The organism is Nocardioides sp. GCM10023255, from assembly GCF_042653125.1.
GTDB lineage: Bacteria > Actinomycetota > Actinomycetes > Propionibacteriales > Nocardioidaceae > Nocardioides.
Genome location: NZ_JBHSHU010000003.1, coordinates 238272 through 260048, shown reverse-complemented (window position 1 = coordinate 260048; position 21777 = coordinate 238272). Strand labels below are relative to the sequence as shown.

The following is a 21777-nucleotide window of genomic DNA, read 5'->3' as shown; positions in this document are numbered from 1 at the left end:
GGTGCGGTTTGGTCACCAACCGCAGGGATTCGGGGGATTTCGGTGCGGTCTCTGACCATCGGACGAGGGCCGGCCGGGACGAGGGCTGGTCGGGGTGGGGGTGGGTCTTCGGGTTGGGGGTGGGGTTTGGTCACCAACCGCAGGGATTCGGGGGATTTCGGTGCGGTCTCTGACCATCGGACGGCGGCCGGCGACGTGGCCAGCCACGCGACAGCAGGTGGACCGCGCCCGACGGCGTCGAGACGGATCACCGAGCCACGGCCGGCGAGAATCCCGGCGACCGCCGGATCGGCAGCCGCCGCGAGGACCACAGGTTTGCGCCTCAGGCCCACTGGCTACGGTCGGAGCATGAGCGAAGACCAGCTGCAGCCCCAGGACACGCTGGACGACCGTGGCGTCGACGACGTCCTCGACGAGGGGATCTCCCCGCCGGAGCGCCCGCGCGGGGTGACCGCCAAGGGCGTCACGCCCGCCGAGGCCGCCGAGGGCGAGACGATCGACGACCGGCTGAGCCAGGAGGAGCCGGAGGTCTGGGAGCAGGCCGAGGCCGAGCGCGATGCCGAGGTCGTCGACGGTGACGTCGGCGGCGAGGTGGGCAGCGAGCGCTCCGGACGCCTGCTCGCGCCCGACGAGGGGGCGCACGAGGACGTCGACGGCCTGGTCGCCGAGGACGAGGGCATCGACGGCGCAGGCGCCAGCGCCGAGGAGGCCGCGGTCCACACGATCGAGGACTGAGGACGGCGGCCGCCCGCGCGCAGGTCAGGCGGACTTGCGCGTGGGGCGGGTCCGCACGATCGTCTGCAGGCGACGCGCCCACACCCGGGCCCGCTCCCGCTCGCCCTCGACGAGCGGCCCGCGGACGTCGACGACGTAGAAGCTCGTCGGGTGGTCGATCACCTCGAAGCGGTGGCCACGCATCACGCGTGCGGCCTTCCGCGCGGCGGAGCCGGGCCAGTGCTGGACCTTCTCGATGCGGGTGTCGAAGACGGCCACGCACGGGCGTGGCTCGACCGCGGGGAAGGCCTCCTCCACGTCGGCCAGCCACTCGCGCACGCCCCCGGCGGCGCGTGACTCCGAGGCGCCCTGCCGGACGGCGTCGGCGCGGGTGCTGGGTCGGCTCAGGCTGAGCGCGTGGGTCGGTGCCCCGATGACGACCAGGTCGCAGCCGACGAAGTCCGCGGGGCGTACGTGCCGCACGTCGGCGAGCGCGACCTGCCCGCCCTCGGCGGCAAGGCCGTCGCCGATCTCACGGGCGAGCTGCTCGGTGTTGCCGAACATCGACTCGAAGACGATGACGGTCTTCATGCTGGCCATGGTTCCTCGCACTCCATCCGGGGTCGGGCGTCGTGGGCCGTCATGCTCGGTAGCTGTCGTGCGGGACGACGACGGCGCGCCCGCTCACGGTCCCGTGGGCGAGGTCGCGATAGGCCTGCTCGGCGTCGTCGAGGGTGTAGATGGTGGTCTCCGCGTGCAGCAGCTTGCGCGAGGCGAGGTCGAGGACCTCGACGAGCTCGCGGCGGTTGCCCCAGTACGTCGTCTGCACGCTCGCCTCGTAGGGCACGCCGAAGAACGACACGGGCAGGGTGCCGCCGGCGATCCCCACGATGGTGATGTCGCCCAGCTGACGCGCGCTCGCGGCGCCCGCGGCGAGCGTCTCGTCGGAGCCGACGAAGTCGAGGACGACATCGGCACCCCGGCCGCCGGTGGCGTCGCGCACCTGCTCGACGAGGTCCTCGCCGGGCGCGAGGGCGAGGTCGGCGCCGCAGGAGGTCGCCAGCGCCCGGGCCGACTCTCGCGAGTCGACCGCGATCACGCGGGCGGCGGTCGTGGCCCTCAACACCTGGATGCCCAGGTGCCCGAGCCCGCCGACGCCGATGACGAGCGCCGTTCCGTCCGGGCCGAGCTTGGCGTTGGAGCGGCGTACGGCGTGGTACGGCGTCAGGGCGGCGTCGGTCATCGGCGCGGCGTCCACGGGGTCCACCCCGTCGGGCAGCGGGACCAGGTGCCGGGCAGCGGGCACGAGGAGGTACTCCGCCATGCCGCCGTCCAGGCCCAGGCCGCCGCCCCCGCCGGGGATCGGAGCCCGGTCGGGGCGCTCGCAGTAGGTCTCCAGGCCGTCCAGGCAGCGCGCGCACGTGCCGCACCCCCAGGCGCCGACCACCGCGACGGGCTGGCCGGGCTCGAGGTCGCGCACCCCGGCGCCGAGGGTGTGGACCCATCCCGCGTTCTCGTGGCCGATCGTGAAGGGCGGCGCCCACGGCAGCGCCCCGGCCTCGAAGTCGCGCATCAGGTGGAGGTCGGAGTGGCAGGCACCCGCCGCGCCCACCTGCACGAGCACCTCACCGGGCCCTGGCTCGGGGACGGGTACCTCCTCGAGGACTGCGTCGCTCTTCCAGGACTTCAGGCGGAGTGCCTTCATGTGTGCCGTGGCCTCTCGGGTGGGTGACGGGTGCGGTCCCAGCCTGTCGTCCGTGGTGGTGACAACTCAGGGGCGTCGGACCGGTGGTCGCCGGGACGTTGGTCCCTAGGTGTGGCGGGACCGCGGGGCTTGTCTGGAGTCGGAAGTCTCACCCGGACCTGGGAGGTCGGATGCCCGAGCCCAGCAACAAGCCCGGCACGAAGCCAGTCGTCGTGGCGGTCGGCAACGACCCGGTCGACAGCGCCTTGGAGTACGCCGTCGCCGAGGCGCTGCGCGAGGGCTGCGGCGTCCACGTGCTGCACGCCGTCCACGTCAAGCCGACCGGTCCGGAGATGGTGCTCCTGGACTTCGCCGAGATCGAGCAGATCGGGCACGCGACCCTGCACGCTGCGGTGGAGAAGGCCGAGGACCTGCTGCGCGGCCGGGCGCCACTGACCAGCGCCATGGTCCGTGGTCCGGTGGTGCAGACGATCCTCGAGGCCACGCAGGACGCCCGGCTGGTCGTGCTGCAGCGGCGCGACCTGTCCCGGATGCGGCGTACGGTGACCCGGTCGGTGTCCAGCGGCGTCGCCGCGCACGCGCACGTGCCGGTGATCTCGGTCCCGGCCGGCTGGTCGGAGGAGACCGACCACCCGGGGGAGCAGCCCGTGGTCACGGTCGGCGTTGACATCCCCGAACGGTGCGCGCCCGTGGTCGCGACGGCCGCGGCCGCCGCCCGCTCGCGCGGCGCCCGCCTGCACGTGCTGCACACCTGGTGGTTCCCCAGCGTGTACGACGACATCATCATGAGCCGCGTCGAGAACGACACCTGGGCCGACAAGGCGCGCGAGGAGATCCGGGCCGTCCTCGAGGGTCTCGGCGACGCCGTCGCGGGGCTCCCGGTGGACGTCGAGGCGCGGCACGCCCACCCCGCCGACGCGCTCATCGACGCCGGCCGCGACTCGAGCCTGCTCGTCGTGGGTCGCCACGACCCGCTGGTCCCGGTGGGCTCCCACCTCGGCCCGGTGGCGCGGGCGGTGCTGCGCGACGCCACCTGCCCGGTGCTGCTGGCCAACCCGTCGCACGTGCACCGCGCCGGGCACGCCTCGGCGCCGAAGAGCACGCAGGAGCCGTTCGTGACCTCCTGAGCGATGCTCAGTCCAGGGTCACGACCACCGAGCCGCTGACCCTGCCGGCCGCGAGGTCGGCGAGGGCGCGGTCCGCCTCGTCGAAGGGGTACGCCGTGGCGTGCACCCGCACCCCGAGCCGGCCGGCGAGCCGCAGCAGCTCCTCGCCGTCGCGGCGGGTGTTCGACGTGACCGTGCGCAGGTCCCGCTCGCGGAACAGGTGCCGGTCGTGGTCGAGCGCGGGCACCCCGCTCATGTGGATGCCGGCCAGCGCCAGGGTGCCTCCCCGGTCCAGGGCCGCCAGCGCGACCGGCACCAGCGTCCCCGCGGGGGCGAAGACGATCGCCGAGTCCAGGGGCACCGGGGGAGCCTCGACCTCACCCCCGATCCAGGCGGCCCCGACCTCCTCGGCGAGCCGGCGGTTGCCCTCGCCGCGGGACATGACGTACAGCTCGGCGCCCTGCGCCAGCGCGATCTGGGCGGTGATGTGCGCGCTGGACCCGAACCCGTAGATCCCCAGCCTGCCCCCGGGCGGGACGGCCGCCCGGCGCAGGGCGCGGTACCCGATGATCCCGGCACACAGCAGCGGCGCGACGTGCACGTCGTCGTACTCCTCGGGCAGCCGGTAGGCGAAGGCCTCCGGGACCACGGCGAGCTCGGCGAGCCCGCCGGGTGCGTCCCACCCGGTGTACGACGACTCGGGGCACAGGTTCTCCGCCCCCCGGCGGCACCACCGGCAGGTCCCGCAGGTCCGGCGCAGCCAGGCGATGCCGATCCGGTCGCCGACTGCGAAGCGGTGGGCGTCACGCCCGGTCTGCTCCACCACCCCGACCGCCTGGTGCCCGGGCGTCATCCGTGCTCCGCGCGGTGGCAGGTCGCCCTCGGCAAGGTGCACGTCGGTGCGGCACAGGCCGCAGACCCGGACCCGCACCAGGACCTCGTCGGGGCGGGGCTCGGGGCGGGGGAGCGTCGCGGTCGCGAGCGGGTGGTCCTCGACCGCGGCCGGCCGCTCGACGACCCACGCGCGCATCAGGGCCGTACCGGCGTGAGGACGTGGACGGCCCCGTCGGCAGGCACCAGGGCGACCGCGCACCCGAGGCGGGTCCGGCACCAACCCGCGAGGCTCTCCGGTCGCTCGTGGGCGCCGACCGCGTCGCCGCTGTCCCCGAGCACCAGGAGCGGGCTGTCGGTGGCGTGGAGGGACAGTGCGTCCCCGGGCCGGGCGTTCTCGAGCACCGTCGTGACCCGCACGTCGCGCGGGGCGTCCCCGAGGGCCGCGTGCACGGCGTCGCGCTGGGCCGAGCGGGCGCGCTCGCGGGCGTCGCTGTGGTGGCCGGGGACCTCCCGGACGAACACGGGCCCGGTGTGCGGCCAGGCCGTCACCACCTCCACGTCCCACTGCTGACCGGCCGCCACCGACACGGCCCACCGCAGCGCCCGGACGCTGGCCGCCGAGCCGTCGACCCCGACGATGACCGCGCCGCTCACGGCAGCACCCCCGGCAGCACCGGTGTGACGTCGAGCCCGGGGGTGCCCTCGCCGGGTGCCGGAGCCGTGCGGTCGGTCCCGGGGACGAGCACCACCGGGCAGGTGGCCCGCAGGGCGACCTCGGTGCAGGTCGAGCCGGGCCGCGTCGAGGGAGGAGGGCCGGTCAGCCGGCCGCCGTCGTGCCGCTGGAGCACGACCTGGCGGGCGCGACCGGCGCGCTCCACGATCACGTCGACCACCGGACCGGCGTGGGCCAGCTCGGTGCTCACCGTGACCTGGCCCTCGGCGAGCCCCTCGGCCCGGAGCGCGACGTCGTGCAGCAGCCGCTCACCGTCGGCGTGGGCCGCCAGCCCGTCGCCGGGATCCACGACGTGCAGCACGTGCACCGGGCAGCCGGCCCGCACCGCCGCCTCGACGGCGTGCCGCACGGCGGGTTCGGCCTCGTCCTCGACGGCCACGAGCACAGGTAGGTCCGTACGCACTGGGCACACCTCACCGGTCGTCTGGTCCTGGCGGGGCCCACACTTCCCGGCCCGGGCGGGCACAGACAGTGACCAAAGGCCCACGCAGGGGGACCAATCGCCCGGGCGGCCGGACGAGCCGTCGGCGGGGCAACCGGTCGGGCCATCTGCGGGGGTCATCCACGCGGGACCCACGGCACCGGGCGGCGGGGACCTCCGGCCCTGCTTGGCCGCCCGCGGGACGGGCGACCGTGGAGACCAGGGAGGTGGTCGCCATGACGACGCACGTGACACATCGCCATCGATGGGCCTGGCACGGTCCGGGAGGACACGGGCTCGAGTGGCGCACCCTGCTGCGGACCGGTCCGCTGCCCCAGGCGCTGCACCGCCGTGCCCGTCGTCGTGCGGCGTCCGCGCCGACGTTCGGCGAGCGCAGGCCGGTGGCCGGCGTCATGATCACGGTCTGCTGGCTGGTCGCGATCGGCGTGCTGGTCGGCACCGTGCTGGGCAAGGTGCTCGCGCTGACGGTCCACGAGGTGCTCGTGCTGGTCGCCCCGGGGTCGGGTTCATGAACGCCTACCGTGCCCTCTGGAACACCGTCGCCGGCCTGCTCGTGGCGCTCGGGCTCTCGCTGGCCGTCCACCGGATCGGCCTCGCCGACATCTTGGCGATCGCGGTGCCCCTGGCCGGGATCGCGGGCCTGTACGCCTACCTGTACGCCCCCGAGGGCGGAGGCGGCCCCGGGCACGTGATCCGGTGGTCGCTGCGCATCGGCGTCGGGGCTCCCGCCGTCGTCGGGCTGCTCGGCCCCCTGGGGCCGGGGGCGCTGATCCCGCTGGGCGGCTTCCTGGCGCTCTCGCCGACGGCCGTGACCTGGTTCAACCAGCGGTACGGCGGCCGCGGGCCGTCGTGGCGGGCGCGGCCGTCCTTCGCCGCGCGGATCAGCGACCGGGACCTCGCCCTGGCGTGGCAGTCGAGCTACGCGGCCCTGCAGACGACCACGGACGTGGCGACCAAGGCCCGGATCGTGCAGGTCCGCACGCTGCTGCTCGACGAGCTCGAGCGGCGCTCGGCCCCCGACGGCCGGGCGCGCCGGTGGGTGGCCAGCCCCGACCAGCTGTACGCACCCCGCCGCCCCTGAACGACGACTGCCCGGGGTCGGCCTCCTGAGGGAGGCCGGCCCCGGGCAGCGTGTCGGTCAGCGCCGCGTGTCGGTCAGCGCTTGAAGGCGACGACCTTGACCCTGAAGCGGCTGCCGTTGTCCTTCGGCTTGCCCTGGCACGAGAGGTAGGTGTTCTCGTTGCAGTTGAACCGGGTCGAGGCGTTGGCCAGCGTGACCGTCACCCGACCGACACGGCCGTCCGAGAACGGCACCGCGAGCTTGCCGTGACCGCGGCGGCTCAGGTGCAGGACCTTCTTCAGCGGGTGGCCGTGCTTGCGCTTGACCACGACGTACGCGACCGGGCTCTTGGCCCGGTTGGGACCGTCGACGATGATGCGGGCACGCCACTTCCTGCCGGCGAGCGAGGAGTCCGGAGCCAGCGCCACGTTGCGCGAGGCCATGTGGTTGACCCGGAGCCCGGTGTGGTCCTTGCGGGCGCCCTTGGAGAGCGTGAAGCTCTTCGAGATCGCCGCGCTCGGCCACGCCCCGCCCTCGGCGTACGTGCGCCCGGGGATGGTGTTGCCGGCTGCGTACCTGGCGAAGACCGAGGCGAAGCCACCGTGGGGCTTCAGGACACCCTTGACCGCCTGGGTGGAGTACTCCTTGCCGGCGCCGGGGTACGCTCCGGCGCGGTTCCAGATCTTGTGCACGATGCCCTTGCCGTAGCGGCTGCTGAGGTACTCGAAGAAGACCCAGTTGCCGTACTGCTCCACCCCGTTGGGGTTGAAGGTGTCCAGGGGCGTGGCGGGACGGGCGACCTGGCCGGCCGAGAGGTACTGCCGGTTGTCGTTCACCGCGTCGGCGAAGCGCTCCTCCATCCAGGTGGAGGTCGCCTCCATCATCCAGTGGTCCTCCTTGAAGTCGTACGCGAACTGCACGGCGTGGAAGAACTCGTGGGCGGCGGTCACCTTGAGGCTGTTGACCGGCGGGGCGCCGAACTGGCTCTGGGCGAAGTCGTTGTCCAGCACGCAGTAGCCCGAGGCCTCGCGCTTGCGGCCGGGCTTGTAGTACTCGGGGGCGCAGTAGCCGTAGAGGAACTCCGAGCCGACGTCCTTGAGGTAGACGTCGAGCTTGCTGTTGCCGCCTCGCTGGCCGTCCTTGACCGGGCGCCGGTAGTCGAGCTTGCCGACCTCGAGGTTCCAGACCTTGTTCATGGTCCTGAGGTTCTTGTTCACCCACGCCTTGCTGGGCGGGGCGTCGGCGGTGGTGGGGACCCAGTGGATGCAGATGTGGCCCCGGCACTTGCGCTTGGCCGGCACGGTGTAGCCGTCGCCGTAGGGGTCGTTGGCACCGTCGGTGGGTCGGGCCAGCACGCTCGCGGCCGCGGCCCGGTCGGCGGGGGCCAGGGCGGGCAGCGCGGCGAAGAGGTCCCGCAGCGCCAGGGTGCCCTCCGGGCGGGCGCCGGCGGCCGGCTGCACGGACCCGGACAGCACGTCCTGGGCCCGCTCCAGCGCCTGCCGTGCCTGGACCCGGGCGAGCGGGCTCGGGTCGGACGCTGCCGGTGGAAGTGCCCCGTCCGAGGCGGTGGCGGCGGTGGCAGGCAGCACGGACAGAGCCGTGGCCAGGGCCGCCGCGGCGGCGGCGATCGAACGACGCATGTGTGTCCCCTTTGATGTCGTGAGTGTCCGGCAGGAGGCCGCCGGTGGGCCGACGCGAGCCTGCCCAGACCAGTGGCCACCCTAAACCGACGCGCGAAGGGGCCCGGGTCGGGTGATCAGCTGGTGGCCGAGATCTTCTCGATCAGCGCGGTGGTGGAGATGGCCGGCGTGCGGGGCAGGTAGACGACCTCGCAGATGTCCTCGAGCTCGTCGAAGCGGCCGGACCAGTCGTCGCCCATGACGAGCACGTCGGCGGCGTACTGCTGGATGTAGTCGCGCTTGAGCTCGAGGCTCTCCTCGACGAAGACCTCGTCGACGGGCTTGAGGGCCGCGACGATGGCCAGCCGCTCGGACTGGCTGAAGACGGGCTCGCGGCCCTTCTTGCGCAGGTTGAGCTCGTCGGCGGAGACCCCGACGACCAGCCGGTCGCCGAGCGCCGCGGCACGCTCGATCACCCGGAGGTGGCCGACGTGGAAGACGTCGAAGGTGCCGAACGTGATGACGGTGCGAGCCATGCCCGGGATTCTGGCACGTCCACCGTCGGCCTTCCGACTCGCGGGCGCTGACCGCCGGTGCGGAACAATCGGCCGGGATGACCGCCACCATGTCGATGACCATGCCCGACTCCGCCGCCGACGAGGGGCGCCGGCGCGGCCTGCGCCGGATGCGCACGCTCGCGCTGGGCCTGCTCGTGCTCGCCGCCGTGGTGTACGTCGCCACGCTCGACCGCGGCGGGTTCTGGGGCTTCGTGAACGCCGGCGCGGAGGCCTCGATGGTGGGTGCGATCGCGGACTGGTTCGCGGTCACCGCGCTGTTCCGGCACCCGCTCGGCCTGCCGATCCCGCACACGGCGCTGATCCCCCGGCGCAAGGACGAGCTCGGCCGCGGCCTGCAGGAGTTCGTGGGGGAGAACTTCCTGGCCGAGGACGTGATCCGGGAGCGGATCGCGGCGGCGACGATCGCGCAGCGCGTGGGTCGCTGGCTCTCCGACCCGAAGCACGCCCGGCGCGTGGTGGACGAGGTGGCCGATGTCGCCGCCATCGGCCTGGGCAAGGTGCGCGACGAGCACGTCGCCGACCTGGTGACCGAGGCCCTGGTGCCACGCTTCCGGGAGGAGCCGATCGCCCCGCTGCTGGGCGGCCTGCTCGGCGAGGTGGTCCGCGACGACCTCCACCACGGCCTCGTCGACCTCGCCCTCGGCGAGCTGCACGAGTGGCTGGAGCGCAACCCCGAGACGGTCGCCGAGATCTTGGGGGAGCGGGCGCCCTGGTGGTCGCCGGCCCGCCTCAACGAGGCGGTCACCTCGCGGATCCACCTCGAGCTGGTCCGCTGGGTGAGCGACATCCGCGACGACCCGCGGCACCACGCCCGACGAGCCCTGGACTCGATGCTGGCCCAGCTGGCGACCGACCTGCTCGAGGACCCCGAGACCCAGGCGCGCACCGAGCGGCTCAAGGAGCGGCTGCTGGACCACCCCCAGGTGATCGCGTCGAGCATCTCGCTGTGGAACGCCCTGCGGCGCGCGCTGCTGACCTCGCTCGGCGACCCCGAGGGGGCGGTGCGCCAGCGACTGCTCGCCGAGGTCCGCCACTTCGCGGACCGGCTCGAGGCCGAGGAGGAGCTGCGCTGGCGTCTCGACGGGTTCATCGCGGACGTCACGGTGTTCGCCGTGGAGCGCTACGGGACCGAGCTCACGACCGTCATCACCCACACCATCGAGCGGTGGGACGGCAAGGAGGCGGCCCGCCGCATCGAGCTGCACGTGGGGCGCGACCTTCAGTTCATCCGCATCAACGGCACCATCGTCGGCGGCCTGGTGGGGGTGCTCATCCACACCGTGAGCCTGGTGGTTCACTGACCTGGTGAGCGAACCCTTCGACGTCCCGATCCGTGACGAGTCGATCCGGCTCGGGCAGTTCCTGAAGCTGGCGAACTTCGTCGAGACCGGCGCCGAGGCCAAGCCCGTGATCGCCGACGGTGCCGTCCGCGTGAACGGCGAGGTCGAGACCCGGCGCGGCCGTCAGCTGGTGCTGGGGGACGTCGTCACGCTGGGTGGCCAGTCGGCCCGCGTCTCCGACGAGAGCGCGGGCGACGACCTGCCCTGGTGAGGCGTCGTCGTACGGGGTGCCCGGCCCGGGGCGGCCGGGCACACCGCGGGTGACGATCAGCTGATGCCGAGCAGGTCCACCACGAAGATCAGCGTCTCGCCGGGCTTGATCACGCCGCCGGCCCCGCGGTCGCCGTACCCGAGGTGCGGCGGGATGACGAGCTGGCGGCGGCCGCCGACCTTCATGCCCTGCACGCCCTGGTCCCAGCCCGAGATGACCTGGCCGATGCCGAGGCGGAACTGCAGCGGGGTGCCGCGGTTGTACGACGCGTCGAACTCCTCGCCGGTGGAGTGGGCCACGCCGACGTAGTGCACGGAGACGGTGTTGCCGGCGGCGGCCTCGGGGCCGTCGCCCACGCTGATGTCGGTGACGACGAGGTCGGTGGGGGGTTCGGGGTCGAAGAACTCGATCTCGGGCTTGTCCATGGCCGCCACCCTAGCGAGCGGCGCCCCGGCCGCTCAGGTCTGGTGCACGTAGCTGTCGAGCTGGTCCCGCTCGAACTGCAGCTGGTCGATCCGGTGCTTGACCACGTCGCCGATGCTGATGATCCCGACCAGGCTGCCGTCGTGCACCACCGGCACGTGCCGGATCCTGCGCTCGGTCATCATCTTCATCAGGTCGTCGAGCGGGGTGTCCTGGTCGCAGGTCTCGACCTCCTCGGTCATGATCGCGCCGACGGTGTTGTTGATGACGGTGCCGTCGTGGTGGAGGTGCCGCACGACGTCGCGCTCGCTGACGATCCCGTCCACGGCACGTCCGTCGGCGCTGACGATGAGCGCGCCGATGTTGTGCTCGGCGAGCATGGCGATCAGCTCGCGCACCCCGGAGTCGGGGCTGATCGTCACCACGTCGTGGCTGGCCTTGGCCCTGAGAACGTCGCCGATCCGCATCGCTGCACCTCCGTCGCCCCGGTGTGTCCGGGGTCACTGAAAACGCTACTCGCGCGGTGGCTACGGCGTACAGACGTGCGCGCGGGTGGGTGTCGCGCGCCGGGCCTCAGTCGAGCTGCGGCTGCTCCTCGTCGGCCGACTCCTGCCGGGGCCGGCGGGACCTCAGCTCGTGGACCGAGCCCGGCCGGTGGGGCTGGGAGTCGGGGTCGTCCTCGTCGTGGGGGAGCGAGCCGAGGAAGGCCAGCGCGGCGTCGTGGAGGTGGCCGTTGGAGGCGAGCGCGTTGCCGCCGAACGGTCCGTCGGTGCCGTCCAGGGAGGTGAACCGGCCGCCGGCCTCGCGCACGATGACGTCCAGCGCCGCCATGTCGTAGAGCTCGAGCTCCGGCTCGGCGGCCAGGTCGACGGCCCCCTCGGCGAGGAGCATGTAGGACCAGAAGTCGCCGTACGCCCGGGTGCGCCAGCAGCGCCGGGTCAGCGAGACGAAGTCCTCGAGGCGACCGCGCTCGTCCCAGCCGGAGAGCGAGGAGTAGGCGAACGACGCGTCCTCGAGACGGCGTACGTCCGAGACCTGGCAGCGGGTGGCCTTGAGCAGGGAGCGGCCGGTCCAGGCCCCGTTGCCGGCCGACGCCCACCAGCGCCGCTGCAGCTGGGGCGCGGACACCACGCCGAGCACGACCTCGTCGTCGACGACCAGCGAGATGAGGGTCGCCCAGACCGGCACGCCGCGGACGAAGTTCTTGGTGCCGTCGATCGGGTCGACCACCCAACGCCGCTGGCTGTGGCCGGTCGAGCCCTGCTCCTCGCCGATGACCGCGTCCCGGGAGCGCACGCGCGAGAGCGTCCGCCGGATGCCCTCCTCGACGGCCTGGTCGGCGTCGGTGACCGGCGTGAGGTCGGGCTTGCTCATCACGTGCAGGTCCAGCGCCTTGAAGCGGGCCATGGTGAGCGAGTCGGCGTCGTCGGCCAGGACGTGCGCGAGGCGCAGGTCGTCGGTGTAGTCGGTCGAACCGGTGGTCGGCATGCGCACAGGCTATGCCCAGCGACGTTCCGGTCCCGGCGGGCTTACCGTCGTTGCATGGAGATCAACGGGCTCCCGCTGCACCCGCTGGTGGTGCACGCGGCCGTGGTGTTCGGCCCGGTCGGGGCGCTGGCCGCCCTCGGCTACGTGGCTCTCCCGGGGTGGCGGGACCGGCTCCGCTGGCCGATGGTCGCCCTGGCCCTGCTCGCAGCGGCGTCGATCGCGGCGGCCTTCGTGACCGGCAACAGCTTCTACAACAGCCGACCCGACCTGCACCAGCTGCCGAGCCTGGCGACGCACCGCACGCGCGGGCGGCTGCTGTTCTGGGTGACGCTGCCGTTCGTGGCCCTGGCCCTGGCCGCCGGGTGGCAGCACGCCCGCGCGGGCGCCCTGCGGGTGGTCCTCGACGTCCTGCTCGGCCTCGCGGCGCTCGCGGTCCTGGTGCTGGTCGTGCTCACCGGCGACGCGGGCGCCCGCTCGGTCTGGGGCTAGTACGCCGGGGCGCTGCGGGCCGCCAGCAGCCGTCGGAAGGACTCGACGCGTTCGGCGTCGGCGTGGCCGGCGGCGACCGCCTCGTCGAGGCCGCACTCGGGCTCGTCGGTCCCGTGGGTGCAGCCGCGCGGGCACTCCTCGGTCATCTCGTCGAGGTCGGGGAAGGCCTCGATCAGGTGCTCGGGCTGGACGTGCGCCAGCCCGAAGGAGCGGATGCCGGGGGTGTCGATGATCCAGCCCCGGTGGCCCTCGGGCGACTCGGGGAGCTCCAGCATGAACGCCGAGGTCGACGTGTGCCGGCCCCGTCCCGTGACCGCGTTGACGTGGCCGACGTCGCGCCCGGCGTCCGGCACCAGCGCGTTGACCAGCGTCGACTTGCCGACGCCGCTGGACCCGACCAGCACGCTGGTCCTGTCGCTGAGGCGCTCGCGGACCGCGGACAGGTCGCCGCCGCGCCGGGTCACGACCCAGGGCACCCCCAGCGAGCGGTAGGTGCCCAGCAGCGTCTCCGGGTCCGCCAGGTCCGACTTGGTCAGGCACAGCAGCGGCTGCATGCCGGCGTCGTACGCCGCCACGAGGGCGCGGTCGATCAGCCGTGGCTGCGGCTCGGGGTCGGCGAGGGCGGTGACCACGACCAGCTGCTCGGCGTTCGCGACGATCACCCGCTCGACGGGGTCGTCGTCGTCGGCGGTGCGCCGCAGCGTCGTCAGCCGCTCGTTGACCTCGACGATCCGGGCCAGCGATCCGGGGGACCCGGAGGTGTCGCCGACGACCCGCACCCTGTCCCCGACGACGACGCCCTTGCGGCCGAGTGGCCGGGCCTTCATCGCCATCACCGTGCGCCCGTCGATCAGCACCGTGAACCGGCCCCGGTCGACGGTGACGACCACCCCGTCGACGGCGTCGTCGTACGTCGGCCGCTCCTTGGTGCGCGGGCGGGTGTGACGGCGTGGGCGCTCGTAGTGCTCGTGGTCGTGCTCGGAGTAGCGCCCGCTCATCGACGGGCGTCCGCGGGAACCAGGAGCCGCGACCAGAAGTCGGCGAAGTCGGGGAAGGTCTTGCTGGTGGTGGCGACGTTCTCGACCAGCACCCCGTCCACCGCGGCGCCCACGATGACGCCGGCGTGGGCCATCCGGTGGTCGGCGTAGGTGTGGAACACGCCGCCGTGCAGCGTGCTGGGGGTGAGGCTCAGCCCGTCGGGGTGCTCGACCACGTCGGCGCCGAGCGCGCCCAGCTCGGTCGCCAGCGCGGCCAGCCGGTCGGTCTCGTGGCCGCGGATGTGGGCGATGCCGCGCAGGTGGGAGGGCGAGGAGGCCAGGGCGGCCAGGGCGGCGACGGCCGGTGCCAGCTCACCCACGTCGTGCAGGTCGACGTCGATGCCCTCGAGCGTCCCGCTGCCGGTGACGCGCAGGCCCTCGTCGACACGCTCCACCGTGCAGCCCATGCGGGAGAGGATGTCGCGCAGCGCGTCACCCGCCTGCGTGGTGTGGTGCGGCCAGTCGCGCACCGTCACCGACCCGCCCGAGACCGCGGCCAGGGCCAGGAACGGCGCTGCGTTGGACAGGTCGGGCTCGATGAGGTGGTCGACCGGCCGCACGGGTCCGGGCGCCACCGTCCAGCGGTTGGCGTCGGAGTCGTCGACCTGCACCCCGTGCTCGCGCAGCATCGCCACGGTCATGTCGATGTGGGGCAACGACGGCACGGGCTTTCCGTCGTGGCGCACGTCGACCCCGTGCTCGTAGCGGGCGCCGGCCAGCAGGAGCGCCGAGATGAACTGCGAGGACGCCGAGGCGTCGATGACGACCGTGCCCCCCGGGACGGCGCCGCGCCCGCGCACCGTGAAGGGGAGCGCGTCGCGGCCGCCGTCGTCGATCTCCACCCCGAGGGTGCGCAGCGCACCGAGCACCCCGCCGATGGGGCGGGTGCGCATGTGCGGGTCACCGTCGAAGCCGACGTCACCACGGGACAGGGCAGCGACGGGCGGCACGAACCGCATCACGGTCCCCGCCAGCCCGCAGTCCACCTGTGCGTTGCCCGCGAACGGCCCGGGGGTGACCAGCCAGTCCTCGCCCGAGGTGTCCACGGACGACCCGAGCGAGGTGAGCGCCGCCGCCATCAGCGTGGTGTCGCGGGAGCGCAGCGCCCGCCGCACGACGGACTGGCCGTCGGCGACGGCGGCCAGCACCAGCGCCCGGTTCGTCAGCGACTTGCTCCCGGGCAGCGAGAGGACGGCGTCCACCGGCGCGCCCGCGCGCGGGGCCGGCCAGGGGTCGGCCGGCGTCGGGAGGGTCGTCGGTGGAGGCGTCGTCACCCGTCTCACCCTAGCGACGGGCGGTGTCGCGGCACCGCGGGTCTCAGTGCGGGTCGGGGATCAGCCCACCTTGGCCTTGGCGAGCTTCGCCTCCTGGCGGGCGGACTGGGCGAGACGCCTGGCCTCGCGACGGGCGTCCTTCGCGGCCCGGCGTGCGCGCCAGGCGACACCCGGCTTCCCGTCGGTGTCGCCGGCCGCGATGATCAGGCCGCCCAGCATCGAGACGTTCTTGAAGAAGTGCAGCTGCTGCTGGGCGCGCTCCTGCTTGTCGCCCGCCTCCCAGAAGCGGTGCCCGGCGAGCGTGGTCGGGACCAGCGACAGAGCGAGCACGGAGGCGGACAGGCGGGGAGCGCGGCCGGTGGCGAGCGCGGCGGCCGCGCCGAGCTGGGCGGCCGCGTTGAGCCGGACGAGCGTGGCCGGGTCCTCCGGGATCGGCGCCGCGGGCACCGCCTTCCTGGCCAGGGGCACGAGCCTCTCGGCGACGGGACCGGCCTTCTGGGCCAGGGCGGGGGCATTGCGCAGGGCGTTGACCCCTCCGACGACGAACATGGACGCGAGCATCGGACGGGCGATCATTCGGCTGACGGTCATGACACCTTCATACCCGATCTGCCGCGGCCGAAGCCTCGCTCAGGGGGCCAGCAGCACCGTGGTCGTGTTGTCCGTCGGATCGGTCTCGACGGTGCCCGCCCCGGGACGCACCGTGAAGGTCAGCCTGGTCGGCGCGTCGGGCAGCGCGCCCACGACGAACGTGTACGTCGCGGGTGCGCCGGACACCGTGCACCGACCGCTGCCGACCTGCACGCCGCCACACCGCGGATCGGGCGTCAGCGACACCGAGGGTCGGTCGGCGTCGACCCCGAGGGTGGGTGCCGCACCCGGGCCCTGACCGGTCACCGTCACCCGGACCACGTGCGCGGCGCCTGCGGACGGCGACACGCCGGCGGTGACGGCCAGGTCCACGTCGCCGGGCTGGGGGCCGGTGGGCGGGGCCGGGGGCTGGTCGGTGGTCGCGTCGCCCGGCGGCACGGGAGGCTGCGTCACGGGGGACTCCGGGCCCCCGGGCTGGGGCGGCAGCGACGGCGTCGTCGAGGCCGGCTCGGGCGCCTCCGCCGTCGGGACGTCCGCGACGGGGAGCACCTCGGCGGGCACCGCGGTGCCGGCCCTCGGGTGGCGCCCTCCGGGTCGCCCGGTGCGCTGCCCGCGGGCGTCCCCGGCCTGCGACGACCGTGCCGGAGCGCTCGCGGCCGGACCCGCGGGACGGGCGTCGGGGCTCGCCTGCGGCCGGTCCACCGAGTGGACGGCGACGCCGACGAGCACCGACCCCGCCGCGACGCCGGCCACCGCCGAGGCGGGTGCATGCGCGAGGAGAAGGTCGCGGGCCCGCCCGAGCAGGCCGAGCAGGGCCCCGGTCGCCGCCGAGCCGCCGGCGGACCCGACGTACGCCGTGGCCGCTGCGCCCAGGAGCGTCGGGGCCAGCAGCCCCGCGAGGCCCGCGTTGATCTCGGTGAGCTCGAGGAGCACCGCGGCGCACCGCCGGCACCCGGTGACGTGCTCCTCGACCCGGCGGGCGTCCCGGCGCGAGAGGCCGCCGCGGACGTAGGGACCGAGCCGGCCCTGGGTCTCGCGGCAGGCGGCGTCGACGGTGTCCTGGGCGTGCATGCAGAGGAAGGCCTGCCGCAGTCCCTCCCGGGCGCGGTAGGCGAGCGCGGACACGGAGTTGGGGGAGAGGCCGAGCAGCGGAGCGACCTCGGCGGGCTTCTGCCCCTCCACCTCGGTGTGCCAGAGCACCAGCTGCCAGCGCTCGGGCAACGAGGCGAACGCGCGCGCGGCGGCGCCGCTCTCGAAGCCCTCCACCGCCGTGTCCCGGAAGGGGATCCCGGGGTCGAAGGGGGTCAGGTCGTCGGTGGGGCGGAGGCGTGCCGTGGCGCGGAACCGGTCCACGTGCAGCCGGCGGACGGCGGTGAGCAGGTAGGCGCGGAACGCGAGGTCGGGGCCGCCGCCGCGCTGCAGCACGACCAGCACCTTGGCGAACGCCTCCGACACGAGGTCGTCGACGTCCGGCCCGCCGACCAGCTGCCGCGCCAGCCGCCGGGCGGACTCGACGTGACGGCGGTACAGCTCGCCGTAGGCGTCGACGTCGCCGCCGCGGACGGCCGAGATCAGCTCGGCGTCCGCGGGCTCGTCGAGCCTCGGCAGCGTGGTGCTCACTCAGGTCCAACGGAGCAGGAGCCGAAAGATCACGAACGAGTTCCGGCGGACCGCGTCACGAGCTCCGGGGACGCACGTCCCACGGCGGGTGACGGAGCAGGACACCGTCCGGGGAGGGAGGGTCGGCGTGGGCAGGTTCGGGACGAGGGTGCGCCGACCCGTGGACGGACCCGGGGCGAGGGCAGGGCTGCCCGAGGAGCTGCGGCTGGCGCTACCGCGGCACTTCGAGGCGGTGGGGGAGGCCCTCGTCTCGGGGTCCGGCGCCGAGGAGGCCTGCACGGCCGCCGGTGGCGAGCTGGCCCGGGACGGCGCGTCGCTGGAGGAGGGACTGGCGGGCCTGGTCACGACGTACCGGCTGGTGCGCGGCTGCGGCCCCGGGCACGCCGCCACCCGGGCCGTCGCCCTGGGCTGGGCGGACGCCACGCTCGGCTACCTGCACGGGCTCTCCTGCGAGGACCCGTTGACGGGGCTGGCCACCCAGGCGCACCTGCGCGCACGCCTGGGGGACCTCTACAGGGGTGAGGTCCCCCAGGGCGTGCCGGTGCGGGGCAGCCACGCGCTGGTGGTGCTCGACGGGCCGCGGCACGGCCGGGAGCGGCCTGACGATGCGGTCGACGGGCTGGGCGCCTCGCTGCGCGTCGGCGCGCTCGGCGGCACGGTCCGGACCGTCTTCCACGGCAGCGAGACGATCGCCCGAGTCGGCCCGCTCCGCGTCGTGGTCCTGGCCGGCCGCGACCGCCTCGGCAACCGGCTCGGCCTGCTGCGCCGGCTGCTGGCCGACGTCGCGCCGGCGGTGCGGATGTGGGTCGAGGACCTGCCGGGGACGGACGCCGCGGCGGCCCGGCTGCTCGACGAGCTCGCCCGCGGCTGAGCGGGGCCGGTACGCGGGCCCGCTGCGGGCCTGCTGGGCAGCACGGCGGGGGTACGACGCCCTAGGGTGGGCCGCATGTGCGGTCGCTACGCCTCCAGCCGGCGTCCCGAGGACCTCGTCGAGGAGTTCGAGATCGAGGACGACCGGGTCGCCACGCCGCTGGCGCCCGACTACAACGTCGCCCCCACCAAGGAGGTGTACGCCGTCGTCGAGCGGCCGCCCCGCACCTCGGAGTCGGGGGAGCCGGAGCCGCCGGCCCGGCAGCTGCGTGTGGTCCGCTGGGGCCTCGTGCCGTCCTGGGCCAAGGACCCCTCGATCGGCAACCGGATGATCAACGCCCGGATGGAGACGGTCGCCGAGAAGCCGGCGTACAAGCGGGCGTTCGCCAAGCGCCGGTGCCTCCTGCCCGCCGACGGCTACTTCGAGTGGTACCCGACCCAGCAGCGGACGAAGTCCGGGAAGCCGCGCAAGCAGCCCTTCTTCATCCGCCCGGCCGACGGTGGCGTGCTCGCGATGGCGGGGCTCTACGAGATCTGGCGCGACCCCACCCGCGACGACGACGACCCCGAGCGCTTCCGGTGGACGTGCACCGTGCTGACGACCGAGGCCGAGGACGCGGTGGGGCACATCCACGACCGGATGCCGCTGACCGTGGAGCGGGACCGCTGGGACCACTGGCTCGACCCGACCCTGGCCGACCGCGACGACCTGCTCGGCCTGCTGGTCCCGGCCGCCCCCGGGAGGCTGGAGGCCTACCCCGTCTCGGCGGCGGTCAGCAACGTGCGCAACAACGGGCCCGAGCTGATCGAGCCGATCCCCGCCGAGGAGGCCCTGCAGTGAGCGGACCGGGAGCGACCTGGAGGACGAGACGATGAGCAGCGAGCGCCGGGTCGCCACGCCCCACGGCGAGGGCCGCCTGGTCACCCACCGGTCCCGCAGCCCCCTGGTCACGCTGCTTCTCAGCCACGGCGCGGGGAACGGCATCGACACCCGCGACCTCGAGGCGCTGGCCCGCTACCTGCCGCGCAACGGGGTCACCGTGGTGCGGTTCGAGCAGCCCTGGAAGGTCGCCGGCCGCAAGATCGCGACGTCGCCGACGACGCTGGACGAGTCGCTGGTGGCGGCCGCCGACCAGCTGCGGGTGCGGACCCCCCTCGTCGTGGGCGGCCGGTCCGCAGGCGCCCGCTCCGCGGCTCGCTGCGCCCGGCACCTCGGGGCATCGGGGTGCCTGGCGCTGGCCTTCCCGCTGCACCCGCCGGGCCACCCGGAGAAGTCGCGTCTCGACGAGCTGCGCAAGGCCCGGGTGCCCACGCTCGTCGTCCAAGGGGACCGCGACCCGATGGGTCGACCCGAGGAGTTCCCCGACGACATCGACCTCGCGGTCGTCCCCGGCGGCGACCACGGCTTCAAGGTGCCGGCCCGGTCCGGCATCAGCGAGGCCGAGGCGATGGGCGTGATCGTGGAGGCGACGCTGGAGTGGATCGTCCGCGACGTCGTCGGGAATGGTCGCGGCGCCTGAGGCGTTCTGGCCTTGTGCTTGCCATCCTCGAACCGACCAGCAGTCGCGTGCCCACGCCGCGCCGGGGGGACGACCTAGACTGGGATGCGATGACTGACTCCCTGAACGTTCCCGACGAGGTCGTGGACCCGGCCACCGAGACCGACGAGGAGCGCTCGGCGCGCTTCGAGCGCGACGCGCTGCCCTTCCTGGACCAGCTGTACTCGGCGGCGATGCGGATGACCCGCAACCCCGCCGACGCCGAGGACCTCGTCCAGGAGACCTTCGCCAAGGCGTACTCCTCGTTCCACCAGTTCCGGCCGGGCACCAACCTCAAGGCCTGGCTGTACCGCATCCTCACGAACACCTTCATCAACTCCTACCGCAAGAAGCAGCGGGAGCCGCAGCAGTCGATGTCCGAGGACGTCGAGGACTGGCAGCTCGCGCGCGCCGAGTCCCACTCCTCGACGGGGCTGAGGTCGGCCGAGATGGAGGCGCTCGAGCACCTGCCCGACTCGCAGGTCAAGGACGCGCTGCAGCGCCTGCCGGAGGAGTTCCGGCTGGCGGTGTACCTCGCCGACGTCGAAGGATTCGCCTACAAGGAGATCGCCGAGATCATGGAGACACCGATCGGCACCGTCATGTCCCGGTTGCACCGGGGTCGCCGCCAGCTGCGGGACATGCTCTCGGACTACGTGCGCACCAACGACCTGCTCACCGTCGGCCGCGAGGGAGGCGGCAAGTCATGAGCCACGAGCACCCCCACCCGGACGAGGTCTCGGCCAGCGACTGCGCCGACTACCTCGAACGCATCGTCTACTTCCTCGACAACGAGCTCGACGAGGCCGACTGCTCGGTGGTGCGCGCGCACCTCGACACCTGCAACCCCTGCCTGGAGAAGTACGACCTCCAGCGCACGGTCAAGGCCGTCGTCGCCCGGTCCTGCTCGGAGGCCGCCCCCCAGGAGCTGCGCGAGCGGGTGATGTACCGAATCCGTGAGGTCCAGGTGCAGATCAGCGAGGGCTGAACCCGCCCCACCCGACATGCAACGAGCCCCCGACCAGCTGGTCGGGGGCTCGTTCGCTACGTCGGTAGCGGCGCTCAGGCGTTGGGGCGCTTGCCGTGGTTCGCGCCCTTCTTCTTGCGAGCGCGGCGCTTGCGGCCGGTCTTGCCCATGGTGTCCTCCGGTTCGATTAGGTTCATCGCCCCGCGAGGGGCCGTCTGCCATCCTCTCAAACTCGTGGCGGCAGACGAAATCCGGCCCCGGCTAGAGACGGGACAGGAAGCGCTCGGCGTCGACGACCACGCGGGTCACCTCGCCGGTGCCGACGAGCTTGCCGTTGCCGCCGACGTGGCGGGCGGCGACGGCGAAGCGGTGCAGCCGGCCGTCGGTGTACGACGACGACGCGGTCACCTCGACCTCCTGGCCGACCGGGCTGGCGCCGAGGTGCTCCAGGGACACCCGGGTGCCCACGCTGGTCGACCCCGGGGGCAGGGTCGCCTGCAGGGCTGCGCAGGTGGCCGCCTCGCACCACGCCAGCAGCCGCGGCGTGCCGAGCACCGGGAGCGACCCCGAGCCGACCGCCTGCGCGGTGTCGGCGTCGCCGACCGTGAAGCGCAGCGTGGCCTCGACAGCGGACTCGCTCATCAGGCCAGGTCCTTGCGGTAGGCGATGAGGGACACGTGCGGCACCGGTCGCCAGTCGCGCTCGGGTGCGCGCTCGAAGCCCAGCCGCTCGTAGAGGCGGTGCGCGTCGGTCATCTCGGGCAGCGTCGACATCACGATCGCGGTCGCACCCTCCTCGCGGAACCGGTCCAGCACCAGCCGGACCAGTGCCTCGCCGACGCCGCGCCCGCGCGCGTGGGGGGCGACCGCGAGCATCCGGAACTCGCCCTCGTCGTGGGCGGCGATCTCGCGCCAGGGTGAGCCCTCGCGGCAGATGGTGACGGTGCCGAGGACCTCGTCGGAGTCGCCCGGGGTCGCGACCCAGAGCTCCGCCTCGAGGTCGCGGGCCTCCGCGTTGCGCAGGTGGTCGAGATACGGGTCGCCGGGCCCCAGCGTGAACGCCTCGTAGGCCGCGACGGTCACCTCGCCCACCGCCTCGTGGTCGCGCTCGGTCGCGCGGCGGATCCGCATGTGAGCTC

Annotated in this window: 29 protein-coding genes; 12 read left to right on the top strand and 17 right to left on the bottom strand. The window is 73.9% G+C overall.

What is annotated here, in order from left to right; translation table 11 throughout:
- Positions 1 to 348: 348 nt before the first annotated feature.
- A complete protein-coding gene (locus tag ACFO9I_RS05080; RefSeq protein WP_379178452.1) occupies positions 349 to 735 on the top strand; it encodes a DUF5709 domain-containing protein in 387 nt (128 codons plus the stop codon).
- 24 nt (positions 736 to 759) lie between these two features.
- On the opposite strand, the gene ACFO9I_RS05075 is transcribed toward ACFO9I_RS05080, so the two are convergent.
- Both ACFO9I_RS05075 and ACFO9I_RS05070 read right to left on the bottom strand, forming a co-directional pair.
- Complete coding sequence (locus ACFO9I_RS05075) at positions 760 to 1305, bottom strand: flavodoxin family protein (RefSeq protein ID WP_379178450.1); 546 nt, start codon at positions 1303 to 1305, stop codon at positions 760 to 762.
- Between the two features lie 49 nt (positions 1306 to 1354).
- Entirely contained in the window at positions 1355 to 2419 is a 1065-nt protein-coding gene (locus ACFO9I_RS05070; protein WP_379178448.1) for an NAD(P)-dependent alcohol dehydrogenase, read from the bottom strand.
- Positions 2420 to 2589: 170 nt separating this feature from the next.
- On the opposite strand from ACFO9I_RS05070, the gene ACFO9I_RS05065 reads away from it, so the two are divergent.
- On the top strand, positions 2590 to 3546 hold the full coding sequence (locus ACFO9I_RS05065; protein WP_379178446.1) for a universal stress protein: 957 nt from the start codon (positions 2590 to 2592) through the stop codon (positions 3544 to 3546).
- Positions 3547 to 3553: 7 nt separating this feature from the next.
- Here the strand turns inward: ACFO9I_RS05065 and ACFO9I_RS05060 are convergent, their stop codons facing one another.
- Genes ACFO9I_RS05060 through ACFO9I_RS05050 form a run of 3 tightly spaced genes read right to left on the bottom strand, consistent with a single transcriptional unit; the run spans position 3554 to position 5477 of the window.
- Positions 3554 to 4555 (bottom strand): zinc-dependent alcohol dehydrogenase family protein, encoded by a 1002-nt coding sequence (locus tag ACFO9I_RS05060; RefSeq protein WP_379178444.1) that lies wholly within the window; start codon positions 4553 to 4555, stop codon positions 3554 to 3556.
- On the bottom strand, positions 4555 to 5013 hold the full coding sequence (locus ACFO9I_RS05055; RefSeq protein ID WP_379178442.1) for a universal stress protein: 459 nt from the start codon (positions 5011 to 5013) through the stop codon (positions 4555 to 4557). Before ACFO9I_RS05055 ends, ACFO9I_RS05060 begins: the two co-directional genes overlap by 1 nt.
- Entirely contained in the window at positions 5010 to 5477 is a 468-nt protein-coding gene (locus ACFO9I_RS05050; RefSeq protein WP_379178440.1) for a universal stress protein, read from the bottom strand. Before ACFO9I_RS05050 ends, ACFO9I_RS05055 begins: the two co-directional genes overlap by 4 nt.
- Positions 5478 to 5749: 272 nt before the next feature.
- Between ACFO9I_RS05050 and ACFO9I_RS05045 the strand changes: the two genes are divergently transcribed.
- Together ACFO9I_RS05045 and ACFO9I_RS05040 are read left to right on the top strand one after the other, a co-directional pair.
- Positions 5750 to 6046: a hypothetical protein gene (locus tag ACFO9I_RS05045; RefSeq protein ID WP_379178438.1), complete on the top strand. Its 297-nt coding sequence runs from the start codon at positions 5750 to 5752 to the stop codon at positions 6044 to 6046.
- A complete protein-coding gene (locus ACFO9I_RS05040; protein WP_379178436.1) occupies positions 6043 to 6615 on the top strand; it encodes a hypothetical protein in 573 nt (190 codons plus the stop codon). The genes ACFO9I_RS05045 and ACFO9I_RS05040 overlap by 4 nt, the downstream gene beginning before the upstream one ends.
- A gap of 74 nt (positions 6616 to 6689) precedes the next feature.
- On the opposite strand, the gene ACFO9I_RS05035 is transcribed toward ACFO9I_RS05040, so the two are convergent.
- Together ACFO9I_RS05035 and ACFO9I_RS05030 are read right to left on the bottom strand one after the other, a co-directional pair.
- On the bottom strand, positions 6690 to 8234 hold the full coding sequence (locus ACFO9I_RS05035; RefSeq protein ID WP_379178434.1) for an MXAN_6640 family putative metalloprotease: 1545 nt from the start codon (positions 8232 to 8234) through the stop codon (positions 6690 to 6692).
- A 116-nt stretch (positions 8235 to 8350) separates the two neighbouring features.
- Positions 8351 to 8749, bottom strand: a complete 399-nt coding sequence (locus tag ACFO9I_RS05030; protein ID WP_379178432.1) for an adenylyltransferase/cytidyltransferase family protein — start codon at positions 8747 to 8749, stop codon at positions 8351 to 8353.
- A gap of 77 nt (positions 8750 to 8826) precedes the next feature.
- On the opposite strand from ACFO9I_RS05030, the gene ACFO9I_RS05025 reads away from it, so the two are divergent.
- Together ACFO9I_RS05025 and ACFO9I_RS05020 are read left to right on the top strand one after the other, a co-directional pair.
- Positions 8827 to 10092: a DUF445 domain-containing protein gene (locus ACFO9I_RS05025; RefSeq protein WP_379178430.1), complete on the top strand. Its 1266-nt coding sequence runs from the start codon at positions 8827 to 8829 to the stop codon at positions 10090 to 10092.
- A gap of 4 nt (positions 10093 to 10096) precedes the next feature.
- On the top strand, positions 10097 to 10342 hold the full coding sequence (locus ACFO9I_RS05020) for an RNA-binding S4 domain-containing protein (RefSeq protein ID WP_379178428.1): 246 nt from the start codon (positions 10097 to 10099) through the stop codon (positions 10340 to 10342).
- A 56-nt stretch (positions 10343 to 10398) separates the two neighbouring features.
- On the opposite strand, the gene ACFO9I_RS05015 is transcribed toward ACFO9I_RS05020, so the two are convergent.
- The 3 genes from ACFO9I_RS05015 to hisN all read right to left on the bottom strand — a co-directional run bounded on the left by ACFO9I_RS05015 (position 10399) and on the right by hisN (position 12253).
- Positions 10399 to 10767, bottom strand: a complete 369-nt coding sequence (locus tag ACFO9I_RS05015; protein ID WP_379178426.1) for an FKBP-type peptidyl-prolyl cis-trans isomerase — start codon at positions 10765 to 10767, stop codon at positions 10399 to 10401.
- 33 nt (positions 10768 to 10800) lie between these two features.
- Positions 10801 to 11232, bottom strand: a complete 432-nt coding sequence (locus ACFO9I_RS05010) for a CBS domain-containing protein (RefSeq protein WP_379178424.1) — start codon at positions 11230 to 11232, stop codon at positions 10801 to 10803.
- A 106-nt stretch (positions 11233 to 11338) separates the two neighbouring features.
- Positions 11339 to 12253: a histidinol-phosphatase gene (hisN, locus tag ACFO9I_RS05005; RefSeq protein WP_379178422.1), complete on the bottom strand. Its 915-nt coding sequence runs from the start codon at positions 12251 to 12253 to the stop codon at positions 11339 to 11341.
- A gap of 54 nt (positions 12254 to 12307) precedes the next feature.
- Between hisN and ACFO9I_RS05000 the strand changes: the two genes are divergently transcribed.
- Positions 12308 to 12742, top strand: a complete 435-nt coding sequence (locus ACFO9I_RS05000) for a DUF2231 domain-containing protein (RefSeq protein WP_379178420.1) — start codon at positions 12308 to 12310, stop codon at positions 12740 to 12742.
- Here the strand turns inward: ACFO9I_RS05000 and rsgA are convergent.
- Genes rsgA through ACFO9I_RS04980 form a run of 4 tightly spaced genes read right to left on the bottom strand, consistent with a single transcriptional unit; the run spans position 12739 to position 17264 of the window.
- A complete protein-coding gene (gene rsgA, locus ACFO9I_RS04995) occupies positions 12739 to 13740 on the bottom strand; it encodes a ribosome small subunit-dependent GTPase A (protein ID WP_379178418.1) in 1002 nt (333 codons plus the stop codon). The genes ACFO9I_RS05000 and rsgA overlap by 4 nt on opposite strands.
- The gene (gene aroA / locus ACFO9I_RS04990) at positions 13737 to 15053 is read right to left on the bottom strand and encodes a 3-phosphoshikimate 1-carboxyvinyltransferase (protein ID WP_379178416.1); all 1317 of its coding nucleotides are present in this window, start codon (positions 15051 to 15053) and stop codon (positions 13737 to 13739) included. The genes rsgA and aroA overlap by 4 nt, the downstream gene beginning before the upstream one ends.
- Positions 15054 to 15113: 60 nt before the next feature.
- Positions 15114 to 15644, bottom strand: a complete 531-nt coding sequence (locus ACFO9I_RS04985; RefSeq protein ID WP_379178414.1) for a DoxX family membrane protein — start codon at positions 15642 to 15644, stop codon at positions 15114 to 15116.
- Between the two features lie 39 nt (positions 15645 to 15683).
- Entirely contained in the window at positions 15684 to 17264 is a 1581-nt protein-coding gene (locus ACFO9I_RS04980; RefSeq protein WP_379178412.1) for a sigma-70 family RNA polymerase sigma factor, read from the bottom strand.
- A 160-nt stretch (positions 17265 to 17424) separates the two neighbouring features.
- Between ACFO9I_RS04980 and ACFO9I_RS04975 the strand changes: the two genes are divergently transcribed.
- The 5 genes from ACFO9I_RS04975 (at position 17425) to rsrA (ending at position 20660) form a co-directional block, all read left to right on the top strand.
- A complete protein-coding gene (locus tag ACFO9I_RS04975) occupies positions 17425 to 18135 on the top strand; it encodes a hypothetical protein (RefSeq protein WP_379178410.1) in 711 nt (236 codons plus the stop codon).
- A 75-nt stretch (positions 18136 to 18210) separates the two neighbouring features.
- On the top strand, positions 18211 to 18975 hold the full coding sequence (locus tag ACFO9I_RS04970; protein WP_379178408.1) for an SOS response-associated peptidase: 765 nt from the start codon (positions 18211 to 18213) through the stop codon (positions 18973 to 18975).
- A 31-nt stretch (positions 18976 to 19006) separates the two neighbouring features.
- Positions 19007 to 19654: an alpha/beta family hydrolase gene (locus tag ACFO9I_RS04965; RefSeq protein ID WP_379178406.1), complete on the top strand. Its 648-nt coding sequence runs from the start codon at positions 19007 to 19009 to the stop codon at positions 19652 to 19654.
- Between the two features lie 89 nt (positions 19655 to 19743).
- Positions 19744 to 20382, top strand: coding sequence for a sigma-70 family RNA polymerase sigma factor (locus tag ACFO9I_RS04960; protein WP_379178404.1), 639 nt, complete (start codon positions 19744 to 19746; stop codon positions 20380 to 20382).
- On the top strand, positions 20379 to 20660 hold the full coding sequence (gene rsrA, locus ACFO9I_RS04955; protein WP_379178402.1) for a mycothiol system anti-sigma-R factor: 282 nt from the start codon (positions 20379 to 20381) through the stop codon (positions 20658 to 20660). Before ACFO9I_RS04960 ends, rsrA begins: the two co-directional genes overlap by 4 nt.
- 74 nt (positions 20661 to 20734) lie before the next feature.
- On the opposite strand, the gene ACFO9I_RS04950 is transcribed toward rsrA, so the two are convergent.
- The 3 genes from ACFO9I_RS04950 to ACFO9I_RS04940 form a co-directional block, all read right to left on the bottom strand.
- Positions 20735 to 20809 carry a 50S ribosomal protein bL37 gene (locus tag ACFO9I_RS04950; RefSeq protein ID WP_369759046.1) on the bottom strand — a complete coding sequence of 25 codons (75 nt, stop codon included), beginning with the start codon at positions 20807 to 20809 and terminating at the stop codon, positions 20735 to 20737.
- Positions 20810 to 20900: 91 nt separating this feature from the next.
- Positions 20901 to 21281, bottom strand: coding sequence for a thioesterase family protein (locus ACFO9I_RS04945; RefSeq protein ID WP_379178401.1), 381 nt, complete (start codon positions 21279 to 21281; stop codon positions 20901 to 20903).
- Entirely contained in the window at positions 21281 to 21769 is a 489-nt protein-coding gene (locus ACFO9I_RS04940; protein ID WP_379178400.1) for a GNAT family N-acetyltransferase, read from the bottom strand. Before ACFO9I_RS04940 ends, ACFO9I_RS04945 begins: the two co-directional genes overlap by 1 nt.
- Positions 21770 to 21777: the final 8 nt, after the last annotated feature.